Origin of the sequence: Ferribacterium limneticum, from assembly GCF_020510585.1 — a bacterium.
Lineage (GTDB): Bacteria > Pseudomonadota > Gammaproteobacteria > Burkholderiales > Rhodocyclaceae > Azonexus.
This window is the reverse complement of the sequence record NZ_CP075190.1, coordinates 3760396-3781176: the sequence shown is the minus strand read 5'-3', so window position 1 is coordinate 3781176 and position 20781 is coordinate 3760396. Positions and strand designations below refer to the sequence as shown.

Genomic DNA, 20781 nt, shown 5'->3' with positions numbered 1-20781 from the left:
ATCTAACTCCCCTTTTTAAAAATCAGGACAACAGCGCCTTGGCCGTCTTGACGACGTTGGCCACCGTGAAACCGAACATGTCGAACAGCTGGCCGGCCGGCGCCGACTCGCCGAAGCGGTCGATACCGATCACGGCGCCATGCAGGCCGACGTATTTGCGCCAGAAGTCGGGGTGAGCGGCTTCGATGGCAATGCGTTTCTTGCAGCCGCCGAGCACTGAGGCCTTGTATTCGGCGCTCTGGCGGTCGAAAACGTTGGTGCAGGGCATCGAGACGACGCGCGTCTTGATGCCTTCGCCGGCCAGTGCGGCCTGAGCATCGAGCGCCAGCTTGATTTCGGAACCGGTGGCGATGAAGGTGAGCTGCGCTTCGCCATCGGCTTCGGACAGCACGTAGCCGCCCTTGGCGATGTCGGCGTCGGCAACCTTCTGCGTCACGGTTGGCAGATTCTGGCGCGACAGGGCGAGCAGACTCGGGCCGTTTTTCCGGTCGACCGCAGCAGTCCAGGCGATGGCCGTTTCGGTGGCATCGGCCGGACGCCAGACGTCGAGATTCGGAATGATGCGCAGGCTCGGGATGTGCTCGACCGGCTGGTGCGTCGGGCCATCTTCGCCGAGGCCGATGGAGTCATGGGTGTAGACCATGATCTGGCGCTGCTTCATGAGCGCGGCCATGCGGATGCCGTTGCGGGCGTAGTCAGAGAAAACCAGGAAGGTCGCGGTGTAGGGAATCAAACCGCCGTGCAGTGCCAGACCATTGGCGATGGCGGTCATGCCGAATTCGCGCACGCCGTAGTAGCAGTAGTTGCCACCTTCGGTCTTGGTGACGCCCTTGCTGCCCTTGACGAAGGTCAGGTTGGAACCGGCCAGGTCAGCCGAGCCGCCGAAGATTTCCGGCACGGCCGGGACCAGCGCGGCGATGGCATTTTGCGAAGCCTTGCGGGTGGCGATGTTCTCGGCCTTGTCGCGGCAGGTGGCGAGGTAGGCAGCCTTGGTTGCTTCCCACGAAGCCGGCAGTTCACCCTTGACGACGCGACGCTCGAATTCGCCGGCTTCGGTCGGGAAGGCGGCGCGGTAAGCGGCGAAACGGGTATTCCAGTCGCCTTCGGCAGCAGCACCGGCAGCCTTGCGATCCCAGGCGGCGTAGATGTCGGCCGGGATCTCGAAAGCCGGGTGGTTCCAGCCGATATATTCGCGGGCGGCGGCGATTTCGTCCTTGCCGAGCGGGGCGCCGTGGCAGTCGTGCGAACCCTGCTTGTTGGGGGCGCCCATGCCGATGGTCGTCTTGCAGCAAATCAGGCTCGGCTTGTCGGTGACGGCCTGGGCGGCGAGCAGGGCTTTTTCGACGGCAGCCGAATCATGGCCGTCGACGTTGGCGATGACCTGCCAGCCATAGGCTTCGAAGCGCTTCGGGGTGTCGTCGGTGAACCAGCCTTCAACGTGGCCGTCGATCGAGATGCCATTGTCGTCCCAGAAGGCAATCAGCTTGCCGAGGCCGAGCGTGCCGGCCAGCGAACAGGCTTCGTGCGAAATGCCTTCCATCAGGCAACCGTCGCCAAGGAAGGTATAGGTGTGGTGATTGACGATGTCGTGGCCGGGCCGGTTGAACTCGGCGGCCAGTACCTTTTCGGCCAGCGCAAAGCCGACAGCGTTGGTGATGCCCTGGCCGAGCGGGCCGGTGGTCGTTTCGATGCCGGGGGTGTAGCCGTATTCCGGATGGCCCGGCGTTCTTGAATGCAGCTGGCGGAAATTCTTGAGGTCGGCTATCGACAGATCGTAGCCGGTCAGGTGCAACAGGGCATAAACCAGCATCGAGCCGTGGCCGTTCGACATGATGAAGCGGTCGCGGTCGGGCCAGTGCGGGTTGCTCGGGTTGTGACGCAGGTGGCGACGCCAGAGGACTTCAGCGATTTCCGCCATGCCCATCGGGGCACCCGGATGGCCGGAATTGGCCTGCTGGACTGCGTCCATGGCCAGGGCGCGGATGGCGCCGGTCAGGGGAGAAAACTTGGGGGGATTGCTGACGCTCATGATCCGGAATTCCAGCCTGCTGAAAAGGTGAAATTATCCGGGAAAACCCTCTTTTTGGGTAGGGTAGAAGGCTAATAAGGCAGGCTTTTCAGGCCTGCCTTTGATCAGTTTTACTGAATCTTGGGATCAAAATTAATCATCATCAGGATGCCCTGACCGCCGCCGAAGCTGCCCCCTGTGTAGGCAACGCTGCCCTGGCCGGCGTAAACCGCTTCGTAGCGGTGGCTGTCACCCCCGAAATAGAAGGGGATCCATGCCTTGGCCGTGACGTAGGCGCGAATGTTCGATGTAACACCGAGAATGCGCTCGACTTCGGACTGGTGCATGCCAATCTGCAATTTTGACCACTTGCTGCCCGGCGGAATGCTGCCGTAGACCTCGCCGTCGAAAGTGCCGTCTTTCGATTTCACGACACAAGGGTTGCAGGCCTTGCCTGTGGTGTTGCTGGTGACTGGCGCGGCGGCCGGCTCCGGCTTGGCCGGTTCGGCTGCCTTGGCTGGTGCTGCGCTCTTCGGTTTGGCCGGCTCGCAATCGACCACTGCCGCTTCGGCCGGCTTGGTGGTTTTCTTGGCGGACTTCTTGGTGGTTTTTTTCTTGGCCACTGGTTCCGGTGGGCACTCCGGTTTGGCGGCGACCGGGGCGGGCGCTGGTGCCGCTGTCGCCTGCGGCGGGGGCGCCGTTTCTTCCGGCTTGGACTCGTTGCTCTTGCAGCCGGCCAGGATGGTGCCGGCTGCCATGAGTAGTGCAATGCTCAGTTGTTTCATCGCTTTGTCCTATGCGGTGTTGGTTGAGTGAATGTAGCAGGTCAGCCGGCGTGATAGCCAGTGATGCGGTCGACTTCGTTTTTCGATCCCAATATGACGGGCACGCGCTGATGAAGTTTCTCCGGCTGGATGTCGAGAATGCGCTGGCGGCCGGTGGTTGCGGCACCGCCCGCCTGCTCGATGAGCATGGCCATCGGGTTGGCTTCGTACATCAGGCGCAGCTTGCCGCCCTGGCCTTTGAGCTTGCTGTCCACCGGGTACATGAAGATGCCGCCACGCGTCATGATGCGATGCACATCGGCGACCATCGAGGCAACCCAGCGCATGTTGTAGTCCTTGCCGAGCGGCCCTTCCTTGCCGGCCTGCATCTCGCCGACGTAGCGCTGAACCGGTGCTTCCCAGAAACGCTGGTTGGCCATGTTGATGGCGAATTCCTTGGTGTCGGCCGGAATCTGCACGTTTTCCTGGGTCAGGATGAACTGACCGAGCTCGCGGTCGAGGGTGAAAACAACGACGCCGTCACCGACGGTCAGGACAAGCAGGGTGGTCGGTCCGTAAACCGCGTAGCCGGCCGCAACCTGCGCCGTTCCCGGTTGCAGAAAGGCGGCTTCGGCAGCTTCGGGGGTCGACAGGTCGGCGCCTTCAGGGCATTTGAGAACCGAGAAAATGGTGCCAATCGAGACATTGACGTCGATATTCGACGAGCCGTCGAGCGGGTCAAAGGTCAGCAGGTATTCGCCTTGCGGATAGCGGTTGGGGACCAGGTGCGGCAGGTCCATTTCTTCGGAGGCCATGGCGGCGAGGTGGCCACCCCATTCATTGGCATCGAGCAGGATGTCGTTGGACAGCACGTCGAGCTTTTTCTGGGCTTCGCCCTGCACGTTGTCGCTACCCGCTTCACCGAGCACGCCGCCCAGCCCGCCCTTGCCGATGGCAATGGAAATGGCGTGACAGGCCCGCGAGACGATTTCGATCAGGAACTTGAGGTCGCCGGTGATGACGCCCTTGTTGCGTTGCTCTTCGGTGAGATAACGTGCCAGCGTGCGCTGTGCCATGAGAACCCCTGCTTTAATGACAAAGGCGCAATTTTACTCTGCCGGACACCTTGCGTGCAGGAAGGTAAAGGCCGCGGCGCTATACAAGGGCTTGCTCATCAGGAAGCCCTGGACCTCGTCACAGCCGTTGGTGCGCAGCAGTTCGAGCTGGTCTTCGGTTTCGACGCCTTCGGCAATGACTTTGAGGCCCAGCGAATGGGCCAGGGCGATGGTGCCGAAAGCGATGGCGCGGTCGTTAAGGTCGGTTTCGATGTCGGCGACGAAGGAGCGGTCGATTTTCAGGTGATCGATCGGGAAAAGCTTCAAGTAGGCCAGCGAGGAGTAGCCCGTGCCGAAGTCGTCGATGGCCAGCGTGACACCCATGCGGCCGAGGCGTTCGAGAATCAGGATGGCTTCCTGCGGGTTTTCCATCACCGAGCTCTCGGTTATCTCGAGTTCGAGCAGTTCGGCCGGGAGTCCGGACAGGGTCAGCGCATTGGCGACGGTTTCGCTGAAATCGCGACGGCGCAACTGGCGGGCCGAGACGTTGACGGCCATGCGCATGGGCTTCAGTCCGGCGTCGATCCAGCGCTTCATTTCGCGGCAGGCGGTAGCCAGCACCCACTCGCCGATTTCGACGATGATGCCCGTTTCTTCGGCGACCGGGATGAAGCGGGCTGGCGAAATCAAGCCTTCCGTCGGATGGTGCCAGCGGAGCAGGGCTTCGACGCCGGTCGGTTCCCCGTCGCCGGCGAGAAATTGCGGCTGGAAGCAAAGGACCAGTTCGTTGCGGGCGATGGCGTGGCGCAACTTGTGTTCGATGCTCAGGCGTTCCGAGGTAATGAGGTTCATCTCGGTAGCAAAGAACTGGAAGTTGTTTCGGCCCGCCGCCTTGGCGTGGTACATCGCCGTGTCAGCATTCTTCAGGATGGTGTCGCCATCCGGACCGTCGTCGGGAAAAACGCTGATGCCTATCGACGGGCTGGTATGCAACTCGTGCCCGTTGGCCTCGATGGCCGAGGACAGCGCACCGATGGCCTTGCCGGCAACGACGGCGGCGTCGGCGGCAGACGAGATGCCGGGCAGGATGATGACGAATTCGTCACCGCCCAGGCGGGCGACGAAATCGGTTTCGCGGACGACTGCGGACAGGCGGCAGGCCACTTCACGCAACAATTCGTCACCAACCTGGTGACCGAGGGTGTCGTTGATGATCTTGAAACGATCGAGATCGAGAAACATCATGGCGATCTTCCAGCCATGGCGGCGGGCTTCGGGCAGCAGTTGGGCGAGCCGCATGAGCAGTGCCATGCGATTGGGCAGGCCGGTTAGCGCATCGTGCTGGGCGATGTGCCGCATGCGCTCTTCGGACTGCTTGCGTTCCGTGATGTCGGCCAGAATCCAGACGTAATGCGCCGGCATGCCGCTTTGCGGGTCATCGACGCGGTTGACCCGGGTTCCGGCCGGGAAGTTGTCGCCATTTTTCCGGGTGATTTCAAGCTCGCCTTGCCAGGATGATTGCAGGACAAGATCTCGTTCAAAGGCATCCTGCGTTTGCCCCTCATCCAGCGTAATCAGCCCGTAGACTGTCTGCCCGAGCAGTTCGAAGGCTTCGTAGCCGGTCATCTGGGTGGTGGCCGGATTGATCGAGAGGATACGGTGCGCCTCGTCCGTGAAGATGATGCCGGCCGGCGTGTGGGTATAGACTTTTTGCGCCAGCTGTTCGCGTTCGGCGCTGGCCCGCTGTTCGGAAATATCGGTATAGGTCGTGATGAATCCGGCCGCCTGTTGGTCGATGAAAAGCGGTTCGTTCTGGATCAGATAGGAACGTCCGTTGGGGCGGGTCTCTTCCAGGCGGTCGGCTTCGAATTTGCCGATCCGTGTCGTGATGCGTTCGACCAGTTGTTCGCGATCGCCTTGCCCGTAGTCGCCGCGCGTGACCGGAATGCGGATCACGTCGGAGAAATGAATGCCTTCATGAACGGCGTCAGGTGGCAGTTCTAGCGCATCGAGAAATCCCTGGTTCCAGACGCGCAGGCACAACTGTTCGTCGAATACGCTGATGCCCTGGGGCATGCCTGATACGACAGACTGCAAGTAAGCCAGCTGACGTCGCACATCGACGGGGGTTGGCGAGGAGGCGTCCGGTAAATTCAACGAAGGAAGTGGGCAGAAAAACAATGGCGAATCATAGCCCAGGCCTCACGGGATGAACATCGTCGTAGACAAATTTTTCATTTTGAATGGTGTTTGCTAAATCTGCCATTTTATCGAGCAGCCAATTGATGCAATCTGCTCGCGTGGCCCGTTGCCGCTGCGGGCGACTTCACACATCGCTTCATGAAGTTCGCGCCGGGCGTCGGCCGGGCCGGGGTTTCTGCCAGAAGCATCGAGACGGCCACGGTATTGCAGTTCGAGCTTGGCGTTGTAGCCGAAGAAATCAGGTGTGCAGACGGCGCCATAGGCTCGGGCGACGGCCTGGGTTTCGTCGTAGAGGTAGGGAAACGGGAAGGCTAGTTCTACTGCCCAGCGCGCCATCGACTCCGGCGAATCTTCCGGGTAGACCGTGATGTCGTTGCTCATGATCGCGACGCAGCCGATGCCTTGGGCGTCAAGGTCGCGGCAGTCGCGGATCAGGCGGTCGATGATGGCTTTGACGTAGGGGCAATGGTTGCAGATGAACATCACCAGCAGTCCGTTCGGGCCGCGGCAACTGGCCAGGGTGTGGCGCTTGCCATCGACGCCCGGCAAATCGAAATCGACAGCCGGTCGGCCAAAATCACAGACGGGTGGGTTCAAAGCGACCATGTTTTTCCACTCCAAAACGCATTTCGCCCATAATAGCACCGATGAATTCACCCCGTTTTTACTGCCGAGAAGCCCTTTCGCCGGGGGCTCACGTTGAATTGCCGGAGCCCGTGGCACGCCACGCGGTGAGAGTGTTGCGCCTGCCGCCCGGGGCGCCGATGGTTCTCTTCGACGGTCGTGGCGGCGAGTATCCGGCGCATATCGAACGCATCGAGCGCGACCGGGTCATGGCCGTGCTGGGCCCGTGGGTTGAAGTCGAGCGCGAATCGCCGCTGGCGATTACCCTGGTGCAGGCTCTGCAGGCTGGCGACAAAATGGATTTCACCATTCAGAAAGCGGTCGAGCTCGGCGTCCGCCATATCGTCCCGGTCGAGAGCAGGCGCAGCGTCTTGCGCCTGGCCGGCGAACGGGCCGGCAAGCGGGTGGCGCACTGGCAGGGGGTGGTAGCTTCGGCCTGCGAACAGTGCGGCCGTAACCAGGTACCCGTGGTGGCGCCGCTCGAGAAGCTCGAAAACTGGCTGGCCAGGCCGGCGCATGGCGCCATGCGCCTGATGCTGGCGCCCGATGCCGAACAGACGCTGGCCTCGATCCGGCCAGTCGGTGAGGTTCAACTGCTGATCGGGTCCGAAGGGGGGCTCGATCCGCAGGAAATGATCGCCGCGCAGTCGGCTGGCTTTCAGGCAGTACGTATGGGTCCGCGCATTCTGCGGACGGAAACGGCGGGCCTGGCCGCTCTGGCAGCGATGCAGGTACTTTGGGGTGATTTCAGGGGGGAATAGAAATGTTCGAATCAGCTGAGTTGGGCCACAAGATCGACAAGGAAACCTTCAAAAAGGAAGTGCCGCTGCTCCGCGCTGCCTTGCTTGACGCGCAGTACGACATGCTGGAGAAAAAGGAGTTTCCGGTTGTCATCCTGATCAGCGGAGTAGATGGCAGCGGCAAAGGGGAAACAATCAACCTGCTTTATTCCTGGATGGACCCGCGCCACATTTCGACCCTGGCCTTCTCGGCGCCCTCTGATGAAGAACGGGCCCGCCCCTACATGTGGCGCTATTGGCGCGCGCTGCCGCCCAAGGGCAAGGTCGGCATCTTTGCCGGTTCCTGGTATTCGCAGCCGATTACCGACCGGATCACCGGCCAGATGCGCCGTTCCGAGATGGATGAGCGGCTCGATGACATCAATCGCTTCGAGGCGATGCTGGTCAATGAAGGGGCGCTGGTCCTCAAGTTCTGGTTCCATCTGTCCAAGGATGGCCAGAAGACGCGGCTCAAGGCGCTGGAGAAGAATCCCAATACCGCCTGGCGCGTCACCAAGGAAAGCTACGATCGCCTGAAGACTTACAACAAGCTGCAGGAAGTCGCCGGCCATGTGCTGCGCGTCAGCAATACCGCGCATGCGCCGTGGATCATCGTTGAAGGCACCGATGACGAATATCGCTCACTGACCGTCGGCCGTATCGTGCTCGAGGCCATGAAGCGCCGGCTGCAGCAAACGGGGCGCCAGCAGGTGCCGGTGGCGCCGCCGATTGTCCATGCCATCGACCAGAAAAACGTGCTCAGCGAACTGGACCTGACGCAGAAACTGACCAAGAAGGATTACGAAAGCCAGCTGGCCAAATACCAGTCCCGTCTTTCCGAACTGGTGCGCGATCCGCGCTTCGTTGGCAAGCGTTCGCTGGTCCTGGTTTTCGAAGGTTCGGATGCGGCTGGCAAGGGCGGCACCATCCGCCGCATCGGCGCCTCGATGGATGCCCGGCAGTACCAGATCGTACCGATTGCCGCGCCGACCGAAGAAGAGCGGGCGCAGCCGTATCTCTGGCGTTTCTGGCGGCATTTGCCGCGCACCGGGCGGGCGGCGATTTTCGACCGCTCGTGGTACGGCCGTGTTCTGGTCGAGCGGGTCGAGGGTTTTTGCACCGAGGCCGACTGGCTGCGTGCTTACGCCGAGATCAACGATTTCGAGCACCAGATGGTTGATTCCGGTGCCATTGTCGTCAAATTCTGGCTGCAGATCAGTGCCGACGAGCAGTTGCGCCGCTTCAAGGAACGTCAGGACACCGAGTTCAAGCGCTTCAAGATCACCGACGAAGACTGGCGCAACCGCGAAAAATGGGATGACTACGTGTCCGCCGTTTGCGACATGGTCGACCGCACGTCAACCGGGCTGGCGCCCTGGACGTTGGTTGAGGCCAACGACAAGAACTTCGCCCGGGTTAAAGTGTTGAAAACCTTGTGCGAGCGCCTTGAAACGGCACTGAAAGACGACGACGGAAAATATTCGGACAAATGAGCGATACCCCTTACGACGAGCACTTCGTCTCCTGGTTCCGGGCGGTCACGCCCTACATCAACGCTTTTCGCGGCAAGACCTTCGTCATTGCCTTCGGTGGCAAGGCGGTGGCCAGCGAGTTCGCCAAGACGCTGGCTTACGACGTCAATCTGCTGGTCAGCCTGGGTATCCGCCTGGTGCTGGTGCATGGGGCGCGACCGCAGATCGAGGAAGAGCTGCGCGAGAAGAACCTGGAGTCGGTCTATCACCGCGGCTATCGGGTGACCGACGCCGAGGCGCTGGATTGCGTGCTCGATGCGGTGGGCAGCGTTTATCTCGAAATCGAGGCCATGCTGTCGCAGGGCTTGCCGAATACGCCGATGGCCAACAGCCGCATCCGCGTCATCGGCGGCAATTTCATCACCGGCCAGCCCATCGGCGTGCTCGACGGCATCGACATGCAGTATGCCGGCAAGGTGCGCAAGGTCGATAGCGAGGGCATCAACGCCCAGCTCGGCCTGGGTAACATCGTGCTGCTCAATTGCGAGGGGCCGTCGCCGACCGGCGAGATTTTCAACCTGCAGATGGAAGAAGCGGCCGAAGCGGTAGCCATCGCCATCCGGGCCGACAAGCTGGTTTACCTGACCGACAGTCGCGGTGTCACCGACAAGGAAGGCGAACTTCTTGACGCCATGACGGCCGACGAAGCATCGCAAATGCTGCGCGATGCCGACTGGCTGTCGGCCGACATCAAGCGCTACCTGCCCTGCGCCGTGCGGGCCAGCCGGACCGGCGTCGGCCGCGTGCACCTGATCAGTTTCGAGCAGGATGGCGCGCTGTTGCGCGAGTTGTTCACGCACGATGGTGTCGGCACCGTGGTCACTCGCGAATCGCTGGAAAATATCCGCGAAGCCAAGCCGGACGACATCGCCGCGCTGATCGCGCTGATCGAGCCGATGGAACAGGAAGGCATCCTCGTCCATCGGCCGCGCGAACTGCTCGAGCGCGAAATCGACCATTTTTCGATCATGCTGCACGACGGCATCATCGTCGGCTGCGCCGCGCTCTACACCCATTCAGATCATGAGGCTGAACTGGCCTGTCTGGCGGTTAGTCACGAGCACCGCGAATGGGGCTATGGCGAGCAGTTGATGCTGCGCATCGAGCAGCGTGCCCGCAAGGCCGGCATCAAGCGGTTGTTCGTGCTGACTACGCGTACCGAGCACTGGTTTGTCGAGCGCGGCTTCAAGCTCGGCACGGTCGATGACCTGCCGGCCAACAAGCGCGACATGTACAACTATCAGCGGCGTTCCAAGGTGCTGTTCAAGACCTTATAATTCCCCGCATCAACCCCCACGGAGTTTCACATGGCACGTACCGTCAATTGCATCAAGCTCGGCCGCGAGGCCGAAGGCCTCGATCAGCCACCCTACCCGGGTGCGCTCGGCCAGAGAGTTTTTGAAAACGTTTCGAAGGAAGCCTGGCAGCAGTGGATCAAGATGCAGACCATGCTCATCAACGAGAATCGTCTCAATCTGGTCGATGCCAAGCATCGCAAGTACCTGGCCGAACAGCTGGAAAAGCATTTCTTCGGCGAAGGCGCCGACCAGATTCAGGGCTACGTGCCGCCGAAGCCCTGAGCTACGGTTAGTTCATGAAAAATCCCGCTGCGGCGGGATTTTTGTTGTTCAGGCGATCTTGCTCAACGCGTAGAAGATCAGCATGCCGCCGCCCATGGCGGTAACGGCCAGGATGGCGCTGGTCCGTTTGAGGCCGCTGGCCTGTTCTTCGATGAATTGCTCCAGCCCGTCGAACAGTTCGGGAAAGGCGGCGATGTCGCTATGGTTCTGCTTGTCCATGGGTTCTCCTTGAGCGGCTGGTTGTCGGCTTGGTCAGCCTTGCAACTATCGTCAGCCAATATTGCAGGGGCATGACGGATTTTTTGTATCTCGGTTGCGGGCAGATGAATGCCACGGTCAACCGGGAAAAATGGCCAAAAATGAAATCCGGCTAGAACTTCCGGACGAGCAAATGCCGTCCGTCGATGGCGCTGTTGCGCACTTCGGTGAAGCCCAGATCGCGGAAGCGCCTGGTCTTGGCAGCCGAAACGAGGATGCGCCCGGACTTGAAATTTTCCTCCAGCCAGTCGAGGCGCGCCTTGATCAGGGCGCGGCCGATGCCCTTGCCACGGCGTTCCGGGGTGACCGCCGAGAGGTAGAGGATATGGGTGCTGGAGGCCCAGTCGGCGGCCTTGACGCCACCGACGGCGATGATTTCACCGGCATCCATGGCGACGAAGAAACGTCGGTAGAAGACGCTGTCGCCGCCGCGCAGTTCCTTGGCGACGCGCTCGGCGCTGTAGCGTTCGGGGTCGGCGAAGGCGTTGAAGATCAGCGTCACGCTCGCTTCGAGGAGGGCCGGACTGCTGGTGTCCAGCGTGTCGATGCGAATTTTTCCCATCGTTTGCTTCAGGGGGCGAACGGCTGAACCTGGCGCAGATGCAGGCCGAACTCGGCGGCCCGGCGGGCGGTTTCGCGATTGATCTCGGATTGTTTCTGGCCGAAGGCATCGCGCTCCCGGCGACTGCTCGCCGCTGCCTCGATGCTGCGCAGGCAACGCCAGCGATAGCCCTGGCGGGTCGGGAACAGGCGCATCTGGCTCTTGTCGTGATGGACGCGGCAGCAGTAGCAGAACAGGGTTTCAGTCATCGCAAGCTCCGGGTGTCGAAGATGAGGCTCAGCATGTCCTTCCCATGTTTCGGGAAGATGACCGAATTCAATTGCCTGCTTCGTCTCGGCTGTCACAGCGCTGCAACACAGCCTTTCTAAACTGCCTGCCAAGTTGCCATGAAAGAAAAAAATGATCGTTCTGATCGATGATGAAGCCGCCGAACTTCGGCGGATCATGGCCGAGGGACTCCTGTATCCGGTCTTTCAGCCGATTCTCGATTTTCGTGTACGGGCCATTCTCGGCTATGAGGCGCTGATTCGCGGGCCGGAGGATAGTCCCTTGCATCGCCCGGATCAGCTGTTCAGCGTCGCGGCGCGCAACGACATGACGCTGGACCTTGAACACGCCTGCCGCGAGGCCAGCCTGCGCGCCTTCGCCGCCCAGCGTTTGCCCGGTCGCCTGTTTCTCAATGTGACCCCGGGCTGCCTGCTCGACGACCGCCTGATGAACGGCCATACCCGCGCCCTGCTCAGCGAACTGGCCATTGCGCCGAACCGCATTGTCATCGAGCTCACCGAGAACCAGAAGATCACCGACATGCCGGGCATCCTGGAGGCCTTGCTGCATTACCGGGGGCGCGGCTTTCAGTTCGCCATCGACGATCTCGGCGAGGGGTTTGCCAATCTGCGCATGTGGTCCGAGTTGCGGCCCGAGTTTGTCAAGATCGACAAGCATTTCATCAACGGCATCGCCGATGACCGGATCAAGTTCCATTTCGTGCGCGCCATGCAGGATCTGGCCGAGATCTGCAACGCCCTGCTCGTGGCCGAAGGTGTCGAGCGCACAGAAGACTTCATCTGCGTCCGCGACATGGGTATCGCCTGTGGTCAGGGTTATTTCATTGCCCGGCCGGAAGCCCACCCCCTGCGCCAGTTGGCCGGGCAGACGCTGACTGCGCTCGATCAGCAATCGCTGTCCCTGTCGCCGATGACCGGCGGCCCGGGAAAGCTGCCGACGGCGCGCAACCTGGCCCGGCCGATCGAACCGGTGCCGATGAATGCCAGCAACGTCTCGGTCATTGCCCGCTTCGAGGCCGACCCCGATCTCGATGTGCTGCCGGTCGTCCAGGGCACCCAGCCGGTCGGCATGATCAATCGGCACAGCATGATCGACCGTTTTGCCCGCCCATTTCGCAAGGAACTGTTTGGCCGCAAGAGTTGTGAGCTGTTCATGGATCACGCGCCGCTCGTCGTCGATCAATATGCGACGATCCAGGAGCTGGCGATGATGCTCTCGGTAGCGCCCAAGCACTACCTGTTCGACGGTTTCATCGTCACCGCCCATGGCAAGTACATCGGCGTCGGCAGCAGTCATGACCTGATGGCGACGATCACCGAAATGCAGATCAGCGCCGCCCGCTACGCCAACCCGCTGACCCAGTTGCCGGGCAACGTGCCGATCAACGAGCACGTCGACCGCATGCTGGCAGCCGGGCATCCGTTCATCGCGGCCTATATCGACATCGACAATTTCAAGCCCTACAACGATGCCTTCGGCTACCGGCGCGGCGACGACGTGATCCATACCCTGGCCCGTCTGATCTGCGAGGCGACCGATCCGCAGATTGATTTCGTCGGCCATATCGGCGGCGACGATTTCTTCGTCATTTTCCGCAGCGACGACTGGGAAATGCGCTGCTGGCAAGTGATCAGCACCTTTGCCCAGGCCATGGGCAACATGCTCGGCGTCGAGGAGCGCCTGCGCGGTGGCTACATGGCCGAAAACCGGCGCGGGGAGCTCAGTTTTCAGGCCTTGCCAACGCTCTCCATCGGTGCCGTGAAAGTGGGTCCGGGCGATTGCGAATCGCACCGCGAAGTCGCGGCAGCTGCCTCGGCCGCCAAAAAACAGGCGAAGAAAAAAGCCAAGGATCCGGCCAATGAGCCGATGGGCGGCAGCCTCTTTGTCGAACGCCGGCGGATCGGCTGTGCCGAGGCACAACCGGCGAACAATCGCTACGTGAACTGAACGCAGACCGGCGTCGCGCCAGCGCTGTTCCCGATCGTCGCCTCGCTCAGTAGAAAAGCTGCCCCAGATCGAGCGTGGCGCGTTCCCCGATGCTGCTTCGATGCGCGTCGAGCCAGGCTTGCGCATGCTCGCGGCCGCTGTCGCGCAGGCTCTCGAAAAAGGGCAGGTTGACGGCCAGCTTGCTGCCGGGCGGCAGTTCGCCGAGCAGGGCGTCGGCCGTGATGGCATGGAATCTCAGCTGTTCGATGCGCCGCTCAAGTCGGCCGACGGGCAGCCATTTTGATAGCCATGAGGCGCTGACTTCCTCGCGCAGGTGGGCAAACATCCGCATTTCGCGCAGGAAAGTCGCGTTGAACGACAGTTCGAGCAGGCGGTACCGGATGTCCGCGGCCGAAGCCGGCGTTTCCGTGTAGCGCAGCGGTGTGAGCAGGACGAGCAGGATGTCCGGCGAGGCGCACTGGTAGGCCAGCGGAAAGACCGCCGGGTTGGCGCTGTAGCCGCCGTCCCAGTAGGGCTCGCCATCGATGACGATGCTCCGGTGGATGGTCGGCAGGCAGGCCGAGGCGAGCAGGGTGTCGACCGACAACTCATGGTTGCGGAACAGTCGCAGCTTGCCGGAGTTGGCGTGGGTGGCGGCGATGAACAGCTTGACCGGGGATTCGCGGCGCAGGCGGGCGAAGTCGAATTGTTCGCCGAGAATGTCGCGCAAGGGGTTGAGGTCGAAGGGGTTGAGCTGCTCGGGACTCAGATGGTTGGTCCACAGCAGCATCAGTTTCAGGGCCTGGCTGACCTCGCCGCCGGCATCGCCGGACTTGGCGAAGGGCGAACTGGCGGCGACGCTGGTCCAGAAGCGGGCCAGCGTTTCCCGGGCGCCGTCGCGGCCGCCGGTCATCAAGCCGTGCGCCAGACACAGCGCATTCATCGCCCCGGCACTGGTCCCGCTGACGCCTTCGAAGGTGAAGGCCGAATCTTCCAGCAGCGCGTCGAGCACGCCCCAGGTGAATGCCCCGTGGGCGCCGCCGCCCTGCAGGGCGAGGTTGAGCGGGCTGGTCTTGTTGGTTTTTGCGTGCATGTTGCGGTCAACCCGAAAAAAAGCCCAAAAATGAAATCGCCCGGTGCGCCTATGGCCTGTCGGCCACCGCCTCGACAATGGGCGCCGGCGTCACCGAGGTTGGCTGCTGGAAAGGATTACCCTGAACCAGCACGATGGCGGCTGTCGGTGCGGCGGCCAGGGCAAACAATATCACTGCGACCATCGCCGCCCGCGGCTTGTCGACATGGACGACGGAAACCGAGAGCAGGGTCAGGAAACCGAGAAAGGCCATGCCCAGCCACTTGAGCGGATTGACGTGGGTCTGGCTGAGGCCGATGCGCAGGTCACGCTCGTCGCGAATTTCGATGGCCTTGCGCAGCATCAGCGCCTGCACGTTCTCGCCGGCCGCGGCTGCCACCTTCGGGCTGGCCAGCAGGGTGAGCAGCGCATCGGCCAGGGCGGTCACTTCGCCGCTCGACTGCCGTGCCGCCAGCATTGGCCATTCGCCGGCGCTGGCCCGGCCGTAGCGCGACACGGCGCCGCGCACTTCACCACGCAGCGGCTCGGCCAGTTGCTCAGAGAGCACGGCAATGCTGCGCAGCGAATCGGCTTCCTTGAACACGGCATTCATCGCCCGGTCGTGGGCGCTCCACGTGTCGTTGGCGAGAAAGGCCAGGGTCAGCCCGAAGAGCACGCCGATGATGTTGATGAAGGGCGGAGCGACACCCTGCAGCGAGGCGATCCAGCCCGCCCAGCGTGGCCGGTGCAGCGCCCATTGCACGGCGGCGACGGCGGCAAAGGTGCCAACGACGGCCAGGAAGGCGTAGCCGTAATGGTCGTAAATGTGCCAGTTGCTGGTGGGCATGCGCGGAGCGTCCGTTTCCTGTAACAGCGGGAGAGTCTGGGCGATGGCAGCGCCCGGCGTCAATCTTTCCACCGGAAACCGGAGAAAAAAAGCCCGGCAGGGCCGGGCAGAATGGAAAGAGTGCTTTTTTCTTATGACGTCAGGCAGCAGCCTTTTTGCTTGATGCGGCACGGCGGCGCGGGGCCGGTGCGCTGGGCGCGATGATTTCGGTCGTTTGATGGATTTCGTTTTCAGCCAAAGTTACCGTTTCGATGGCTGCCTCACTGATTCCGCGCAAGGTCTGCTCGGCGCTTTGCAAGGTGCCCTTCATCGCCTGCAGGGCAAATTCGGCTTCCCATGGGCTGGATTTGGCGGAGCGATTGATGGTCGCGAAAACGATTTCATCAAGCATGCGTACTTGGGATTCGGCGTTGCGAATCATCGCCTTGTGCGTTTCGCCGATGATGGCCAGCGCGCCGTCCAGCAAGCGACTGGTGCGGGCGGCGCTGTCCAGCCAGACAGTGGTCGGGAACTGGGTCATCGTCTCCAGTTGGCCGTGGCCCACTTGCGCGAAGTGCCGGCTGCCGTGATGGACGGCTTCGCGGCTGTTACTGGAAATCAGCTCGGAAAAACGCTGGCTGGCATCGATATAGGCCGCCGACAGATCGAGCAGATTGTCCAGCGCGTGTTCGCGGCTTCGGGCGATTTCATGAGAGGACAAATACATGGGGGGCTCCCGACGGTGTTTGACCGTCGGAGATTAGCCCCCTGATGTGACAAAAAAATGAATCAGCGAATCGTCTTGACGCCTTCGGCCGTGCCGAGCAGCAGCAGGTTGGCCGGGCGCAGGGCGAACAGGCCGTTGGTGACGACGCCGGTGATCTGATTGATCTGCGCTTCAAGACCTTTCGGGTCGGTGATGGCCAGGCCTTTGACGTCGAGAATCAGGTTGCCGTTGTCGGTCACGAAGCCTTCGCGCAGCACCGGGGTGGCGCCCAGCTTGGCCAGTTCGCGGGCGACATGGGCGCACGACATGGGGATGACTTCGACCGGCAGCGGGAACTTGCCCATGACGTCGACCAGCTTGGAGTCGTCGCAGATGCAGACGAATTCGCGGGCCACGGCGGCGACGATCTTCTCGCGCGTCAGTGCGCCGCCACCGCCCTTGATCATGTTGAGGCCGGCATCGATTTCGTCGGCGCCATCGACGTAAACCGGGATGTCGTCGACGTCGTTGAGGTCGAACACCGTGATGCCATGGCCTTCCAGGCGCTGGCGGGTGGCTTCCGAACTGGCCACGGCGCCCTTGTATTTGTCCTTGAGCGGAGCCAGGGCATCGATGAAGAAATTGGCCGTCGAGCCGGTGCCGACGCCGATGATGCTGCCGGCCGGTGCCGTCTGCGCGACGTAGTCGGCGGCGGCCTGGGCGACGGCCTGTTTGAGTTCGTCCTGGGTCATGCTGTGCTCCTGAAGTGGCTTGGGCGCATTTTACCCCGTCGATTTGGTCTAAAACTGTCATAAAAGCTTAACGGTGGTGTGCTTTCATAATGACTAAACTAGCCATACTGTTTTTTAGGGAGAGCTCGATGAGTGTAAAAACCAAGAAAGCCCCGGCTGCCAAGCCTGTTGCCATGCCAAAGCCGCCGAAGAAGCTGGTGCCGCGCACGGCGCCCAAGGCCGAGGTGAAGCCTGCCGTGGTTGTTGCCGAGGCTGTTGTTGCGCCGGCCGCCAAGATTGCCGTGCCAAAGCCAGCCCCGGTTGTCGCCGAAAAGCCGGCGCCAGTTGTGGCCAAACCAGCGCCGGCCGCCAGCAAACCCAAGGTGGTGCGCAAGCCGACCCAGGTCGAGGAAACCGTCGCCAAGCATCAGAAGGTCTTGGCCGATGCCCTGGTCAAGGCGCAGGCGATCAAATACGATCAGCCCAAGGTCATGAAGCAGGAGGCAGCGAAGGCCGCCAAGCCGGCCAAGGCCAAAAAAGTAAAGTTGGTGCGCGACAGCTATGCCATGCCGGACAGCGAGTACGCCCAGATCGGCGTGCTCAAGAAGCGTCTGAGCGGGCTCGGTAGCGACGTCAAGAAAAGCGAACTGCTGCGTGGCGGCATCGCGCTGCTGGCAGCGTTGAACGATGCCGAGCTGAAAGCGGTGATGGGGCGCGTCGAGCGCATCAAGACCGGGCGTCCGGCCAAGTAGGCAAAAAGTAATGGTTTTTCGATTGTTACAGCCCGTCATCTGGCTGTAACAATCGGCGGGTAATCTCCTCGGTGTTGTCCATTCAACCCTGTGCAGGAGTTACCCAATGCTGAATTCCAAACTCGTTTCCGCCCTCGCGGTCGCTGGTGTCGCCCTGATTGGCGCCCAATCCGCCCAGGCGCAAGTCATCAAGATCGACGGTTCGTCCACCGTCTACCCGATCACCGAAGCGGTGGCCGAAGAATTCCAGAAAGCCAAGAAGAACGCCATCAAGGTCACCGTCGGTATTTCCGGTACGGGCGGCGGCTTCAAGAAGTTCTGCCGCGACGAACTCGATATTTCCGATGCCTCCCGCCCGATCACCAAGGCCGAGATGGAGCTGTGCAAGACCGCCGGTGTCGAGTACATCGAAATGCCCGTCGCCTTTGATGCGCTGACCGTCGTCATCAACCCGAAGAATGCCTTCCTCAAGCAGGCTACCGTCGCCGAAATGAAGATGCTGTGGGAACCGGCTGCCCAGGGCAAGATCATGAAGTGGAACCAGATCAACCCGGCCTGGCCCGATGCACCGGTCAAGCTGTTCGGCGCCGGTGCCGACTCCGGTACCTTCGAGTATTTCACCGAAGCCATGGTTGGCAAGGCCAAGTCCTCGCGCGGCGACTACACCGCTTCCGAAGACGACAATGTGCTGGTCCAGGGCGTCTCGCGTGACGTCAATGCCATCGGTTACTTTGGCTACGCCTACTACGCCGAGAATACCGGCAAGCTGAAGGCGCTGCCGATCGTCAATCCGAAGACCGGCAAGGCGGTCGAGCCGTCGGCGGCCAATGTCGAAAACGGCACCTATGCGCCGCTGTCGCGTCCGATCTTCATCTACGTCAAGGCCAAGTCGCTGCAGAAGCCTGAGGTCAAGGAATTCATCGAGTTCTACATGAAGAACGGCGCTGCGCTGACCAAGGAAGTCAAGTACGTTCCGTTGCCGGCTTCCGCCTACGCCGGCAACCTTGAGCATGTGAAGAAGAACAAGATTGGCACCGTGTTCGGTGGTCACAATGAAATTGGCATCACCATCGAAGACCTGATGAAGCGCGAAGCAAAGATGTAAGCTCCGATCTGGCGGACTTCGGTCCGCCAGACGCAGAAGCCCGGCCGCGGTCGGGCTTCACTCCGAAAGGAATCTTCAAGTGAATCACGCTATGACAGCCAACAACCCCTCCGACCTGCCAATGGTGAGCGACCGCCTGTCGCGCAAAGCCATGCGCCACGTCAGCGAGCGCGTCATCGAAGCCTTGCTCTTCGCTGCTGCTGCCGTTTCCGTGCTGACCACCATCGGCATCGTTTATGTGCTCGTTTCCGAGTCAGTCCAGTTCTTTCAGCATGTCAGCATCGTCGACTTCCTGACCGATACCCAGTGGACCCCGCTTTTCGATGATGCCCACTTCGGCATCATGGTGCTCATTTCGGGCACCCTCGTTTCCTCGCTTGTCGCATTGGTCGTGGCCATTCCGATGGGGACGATCATCGCCATCTACCTGTCCGAATTCGCCCACGGCAACGTACGTGAAGTTGCCAAGCCGATTCTCGAACTGCTCGGCGGCATCCCGACTATTGTTTTCGGCTACTTCGCACTGCTCATGGTCACCCCGCTGCTGCAGAAATTTCTGCCTGGGCTGCCCGGGTTTTCGCTGCTTTCCGCCGGTCTGGTCATGGGCATCATGATCGTGCCCTATATTGCCTCGCTGTCCGAGGATGCCATGCGTGCCGTGCCGATGAGCCTGCGCGAAGGCTCCTATGCGCTGGGTTCGACCCGCCTGCATACGGCGCTGCACGTTGTCGTGCCGGCCGCTTTCTCCGGTCTGGCCGCTTCCTACATCCTGGCCATTTCGCGTGCTGTCGGCGAAACGATGATTCTCGCCGTTGCCGCCGGCATGCAGCCGAACCTGACCTGGAACCCGATGGAACCGGCCGCGACCATCACTTCCTTCATCGTCCAGGTTGCCCTCGGCGACCTGCCGCACGGCTCGATCGGTTACCAGACCATCTTCGCTGCCGGCCTGACGCTGATCCTGATCACCCTGATGTTCAATATCCTCGGCCAGTGGTTGCGCCGCCGCTATCGGGAGAATTATTAATGCCATCGACTGCCCTGACAACTGAACAAATCCGCGCCCTGATCGCCAAGGGCAAGCTCAAGGACACCATTTTCAAGGTGCTCGGCATCTTCTGTCTGGCCGTCGCGCTGCTCGTCATCGTGCTGCTGGTGTCCGACATGGTGGCCAAGGGCTCGGAGCGTTTCACCCTTGATTTCTTCCTCAACTTCGCCTCGCGGCGCGCCACGCAGGCCGGCATCCTGTCCGCTTGGGTCGGCTCGCTGCTGGTCATGCTGGTCACCGCCCTGGCCGCCGTGCCGATTGGCGTCGCGGCTGGCGTCTATCTTGAGGAATACGCCAAGCGCAACTGGATCACCGAGATCATTGAGATCAACATCACCAATCTGGCTGCGGTGCCGTCGATTGTCTATGGTCTGCTCGCCCTCGGCATCTTCGTCTATACCTTCGGCTTCGGGCAAAGCATCCTGTCGGCCGGCCTGACGCTGGCCCTGCTCATCCTGCCGATCATCATCGTGTCGACCCGCGAAGCGATCCGCGCCATCCCGGCGATGATCCGCGAAGGCTCGATGGCGGTCGGTGCGACGCGCTGGCAAACCTGCCGCTACCACATCATCCCCTACGCCATGCCCGGCATCCTGACCGGCGTCATCATCGGGCTGGCGCGCGCCATCGGCGAAACGGCACCGATCATCACCATCGGCGCGCTGACCTTCATCGCCTTCCTGCCGCCGGTGCCCTTCACCGAGATCAGCCCAGGCGTGAATGCCGGCCTGTTCGACTGGGTGATGTCGCCCTTTACCGTGATGCCGATCCAGATTTTCAACTGGACCTCGCGCCCGGATCCGGCCTTCGAAGTCAATGCCGCCGCCGCCGGCTTTGTGCTGATGGCCATGGTCCTGACCATGAACGGTATTGCGATTTATCTACGCTACAAAATGCGCAAGAACATCAAGTGGTGATTCCACGGTCAACCGGAAAAATCGCCCAAAAATGAAATCCGAAATG

Annotated in this window: 21 protein-coding genes; 9 read left to right on the top strand and 12 right to left on the bottom strand. The window is 61.5% G+C overall.

The genetic code is table 11. The annotated features are described in order from the left end of the window. Nucleotides 1–22 precede the first annotated feature (22 nt). The 5 genes from tkt to KI613_RS18070 all read right to left on the bottom strand — a co-directional run bounded on the left by tkt (nt 23) and on the right by KI613_RS18070 (nt 6635). Nucleotides 23–2029: a transketolase gene (gene tkt, locus KI613_RS18090; protein WP_226402010.1), complete on the bottom strand. Its 2007-nt coding sequence runs from the start codon at nt 2027–2029 to the stop codon at nt 23–25. Nucleotides 2030–2139: 110 nt separating this feature from the next. Further along, the gene (locus KI613_RS18085; protein WP_226402008.1) at nt 2140–2793 is read right to left on the bottom strand and encodes a hypothetical protein; all 654 of its coding nucleotides are present in this window, start codon (nt 2791–2793) and stop codon (nt 2140–2142) included. Nucleotides 2794–2834: 41 nt separating this feature from the next. Further along, nucleotides 2835–3848: a class 1 fructose-bisphosphatase gene (locus tag KI613_RS18080; protein WP_226402006.1), complete on the bottom strand. Its 1014-nt coding sequence runs from the start codon at nt 3846–3848 to the stop codon at nt 2835–2837. Between the two features lie 33 nt (nt 3849–3881). Beyond that, nucleotides 3882–5903, bottom strand: coding sequence for a putative bifunctional diguanylate cyclase/phosphodiesterase (locus KI613_RS18075; protein WP_226402004.1), 2022 nt, complete (start codon nt 5901–5903; stop codon nt 3882–3884). Nucleotides 5904–6080: 177 nt separating this feature from the next. Continuing rightward, entirely contained in the window at nt 6081–6635 is a 555-nt protein-coding gene (locus KI613_RS18070) for a thioredoxin family protein (RefSeq protein ID WP_226402002.1), read from the bottom strand. A gap of 41 nt (nt 6636–6676) precedes the next feature. Here KI613_RS18070 and KI613_RS18065 point away from each other — a divergent pair, with 41 nt between their 5' ends. From KI613_RS18065 to KI613_RS18050, 4 genes are read left to right on the top strand one after another with little or no spacing between them, the layout of a single operon-like run. Further along, nucleotides 6677–7414 (top strand): 16S rRNA (uracil(1498)-N(3))-methyltransferase, encoded by a 738-nt coding sequence (locus KI613_RS18065; RefSeq protein WP_226402000.1) that lies wholly within the window; start codon nt 6677–6679, stop codon nt 7412–7414. Between the two features lie 2 nt (nt 7415–7416). Next, a complete protein-coding gene (pap, locus tag KI613_RS18060) occupies nt 7417–8925 on the top strand; it encodes a polyphosphate:AMP phosphotransferase (RefSeq protein ID WP_226401998.1) in 1509 nt (502 codons plus the stop codon). Continuing rightward, on the top strand, nt 8922–10241 hold the full coding sequence (gene argA, locus KI613_RS18055; protein WP_226401987.1) for an amino-acid N-acetyltransferase: 1320 nt from the start codon (nt 8922–8924) through the stop codon (nt 10239–10241). Before pap ends, argA begins: the two co-directional genes overlap by 4 nt. 30 nt (nt 10242–10271) lie before the next feature. Further along, nucleotides 10272–10544, top strand: a complete 273-nt coding sequence (locus tag KI613_RS18050; protein WP_226401986.1) for an oxidative damage protection protein — start codon at nt 10272–10274, stop codon at nt 10542–10544. 48 nt (nt 10545–10592) lie between these two features. Here KI613_RS18050 and KI613_RS18045 read toward each other — a convergent pair whose 3' ends face one another. The 3 genes from KI613_RS18045 to KI613_RS18035 all read right to left on the bottom strand — a co-directional run bounded on the left by KI613_RS18045 (nt 10593) and on the right by KI613_RS18035 (nt 11612). Further along, nucleotides 10593–10763, bottom strand: coding sequence for a hypothetical protein (locus KI613_RS18045; RefSeq protein ID WP_226401985.1), 171 nt, complete (start codon nt 10761–10763; stop codon nt 10593–10595). A 151-nt stretch (nt 10764–10914) separates the two neighbouring features. Next, nucleotides 10915–11364, bottom strand: coding sequence for a GNAT family N-acetyltransferase (locus tag KI613_RS18040; protein ID WP_226401983.1), 450 nt, complete (start codon nt 11362–11364; stop codon nt 10915–10917). Between the two features lie 8 nt (nt 11365–11372). Further along, on the bottom strand, nt 11373–11612 hold the full coding sequence (locus KI613_RS18035; RefSeq protein ID WP_226401981.1) for a hypothetical protein: 240 nt from the start codon (nt 11610–11612) through the stop codon (nt 11373–11375). Nucleotides 11613–11763: 151 nt separating this feature from the next. Between KI613_RS18035 and KI613_RS18030 the strand changes: the two genes are divergently transcribed. After that, complete coding sequence (locus KI613_RS18030; RefSeq protein WP_226401979.1) at nt 11764–13599, top strand: GGDEF domain-containing protein; 1836 nt, start codon at nt 11764–11766, stop codon at nt 13597–13599. Nucleotides 13600–13645: 46 nt separating this feature from the next. Here KI613_RS18030 and KI613_RS18025 read toward each other — a convergent pair whose 3' ends face one another. The 4 genes from KI613_RS18025 to rpiA form a co-directional block, all read right to left on the bottom strand. After that, entirely contained in the window at nt 13646–14671 is a 1026-nt protein-coding gene (locus KI613_RS18025) for a patatin-like phospholipase family protein (RefSeq protein WP_226401977.1), read from the bottom strand. A gap of 49 nt (nt 14672–14720) precedes the next feature. Further along, entirely contained in the window at nt 14721–15497 is a 777-nt protein-coding gene (locus KI613_RS18020) for a bestrophin-like domain (protein ID WP_226401975.1), read from the bottom strand. A gap of 139 nt (nt 15498–15636) precedes the next feature. Further along, complete coding sequence (locus tag KI613_RS18015) at nt 15637–16203, bottom strand: hypothetical protein (RefSeq protein WP_226401973.1); 567 nt, start codon at nt 16201–16203, stop codon at nt 15637–15639. Nucleotides 16204–16265: 62 nt separating this feature from the next. Beyond that, the gene (gene rpiA, locus KI613_RS18010) at nt 16266–16934 is read right to left on the bottom strand and encodes a ribose-5-phosphate isomerase RpiA (RefSeq protein WP_226401971.1); all 669 of its coding nucleotides are present in this window, start codon (nt 16932–16934) and stop codon (nt 16266–16268) included. A 128-nt stretch (nt 16935–17062) separates the two neighbouring features. Between rpiA and KI613_RS18005 the strand changes: the two genes are divergently transcribed. From KI613_RS18005 to pstA, 4 genes are all read left to right on the top strand, one after another. Then, nucleotides 17063–17665, top strand: a complete 603-nt coding sequence (locus KI613_RS18005; RefSeq protein ID WP_226401969.1) for a hypothetical protein — start codon at nt 17063–17065, stop codon at nt 17663–17665. A 106-nt stretch (nt 17666–17771) separates the two neighbouring features. Beyond that, nucleotides 17772–18770: a PstS family phosphate ABC transporter substrate-binding protein gene (locus KI613_RS18000; protein ID WP_226401967.1), complete on the top strand. Its 999-nt coding sequence runs from the start codon at nt 17772–17774 to the stop codon at nt 18768–18770. 79 nt (nt 18771–18849) lie between these two features. Beyond that, nucleotides 18850–19797, top strand: coding sequence for a phosphate ABC transporter permease subunit PstC (gene pstC / locus KI613_RS17995; RefSeq protein WP_404826946.1), 948 nt, complete (start codon nt 18850–18852; stop codon nt 19795–19797). After that, nucleotides 19797–20735: a phosphate ABC transporter permease PstA gene (gene pstA / locus KI613_RS17990; RefSeq protein ID WP_226401965.1), complete on the top strand. Its 939-nt coding sequence runs from the start codon at nt 19797–19799 to the stop codon at nt 20733–20735. The genes pstC and pstA overlap by 1 nt, the downstream gene beginning before the upstream one ends. The last annotated feature ends 46 nt before the right edge of the window (nt 20736–20781 follow it).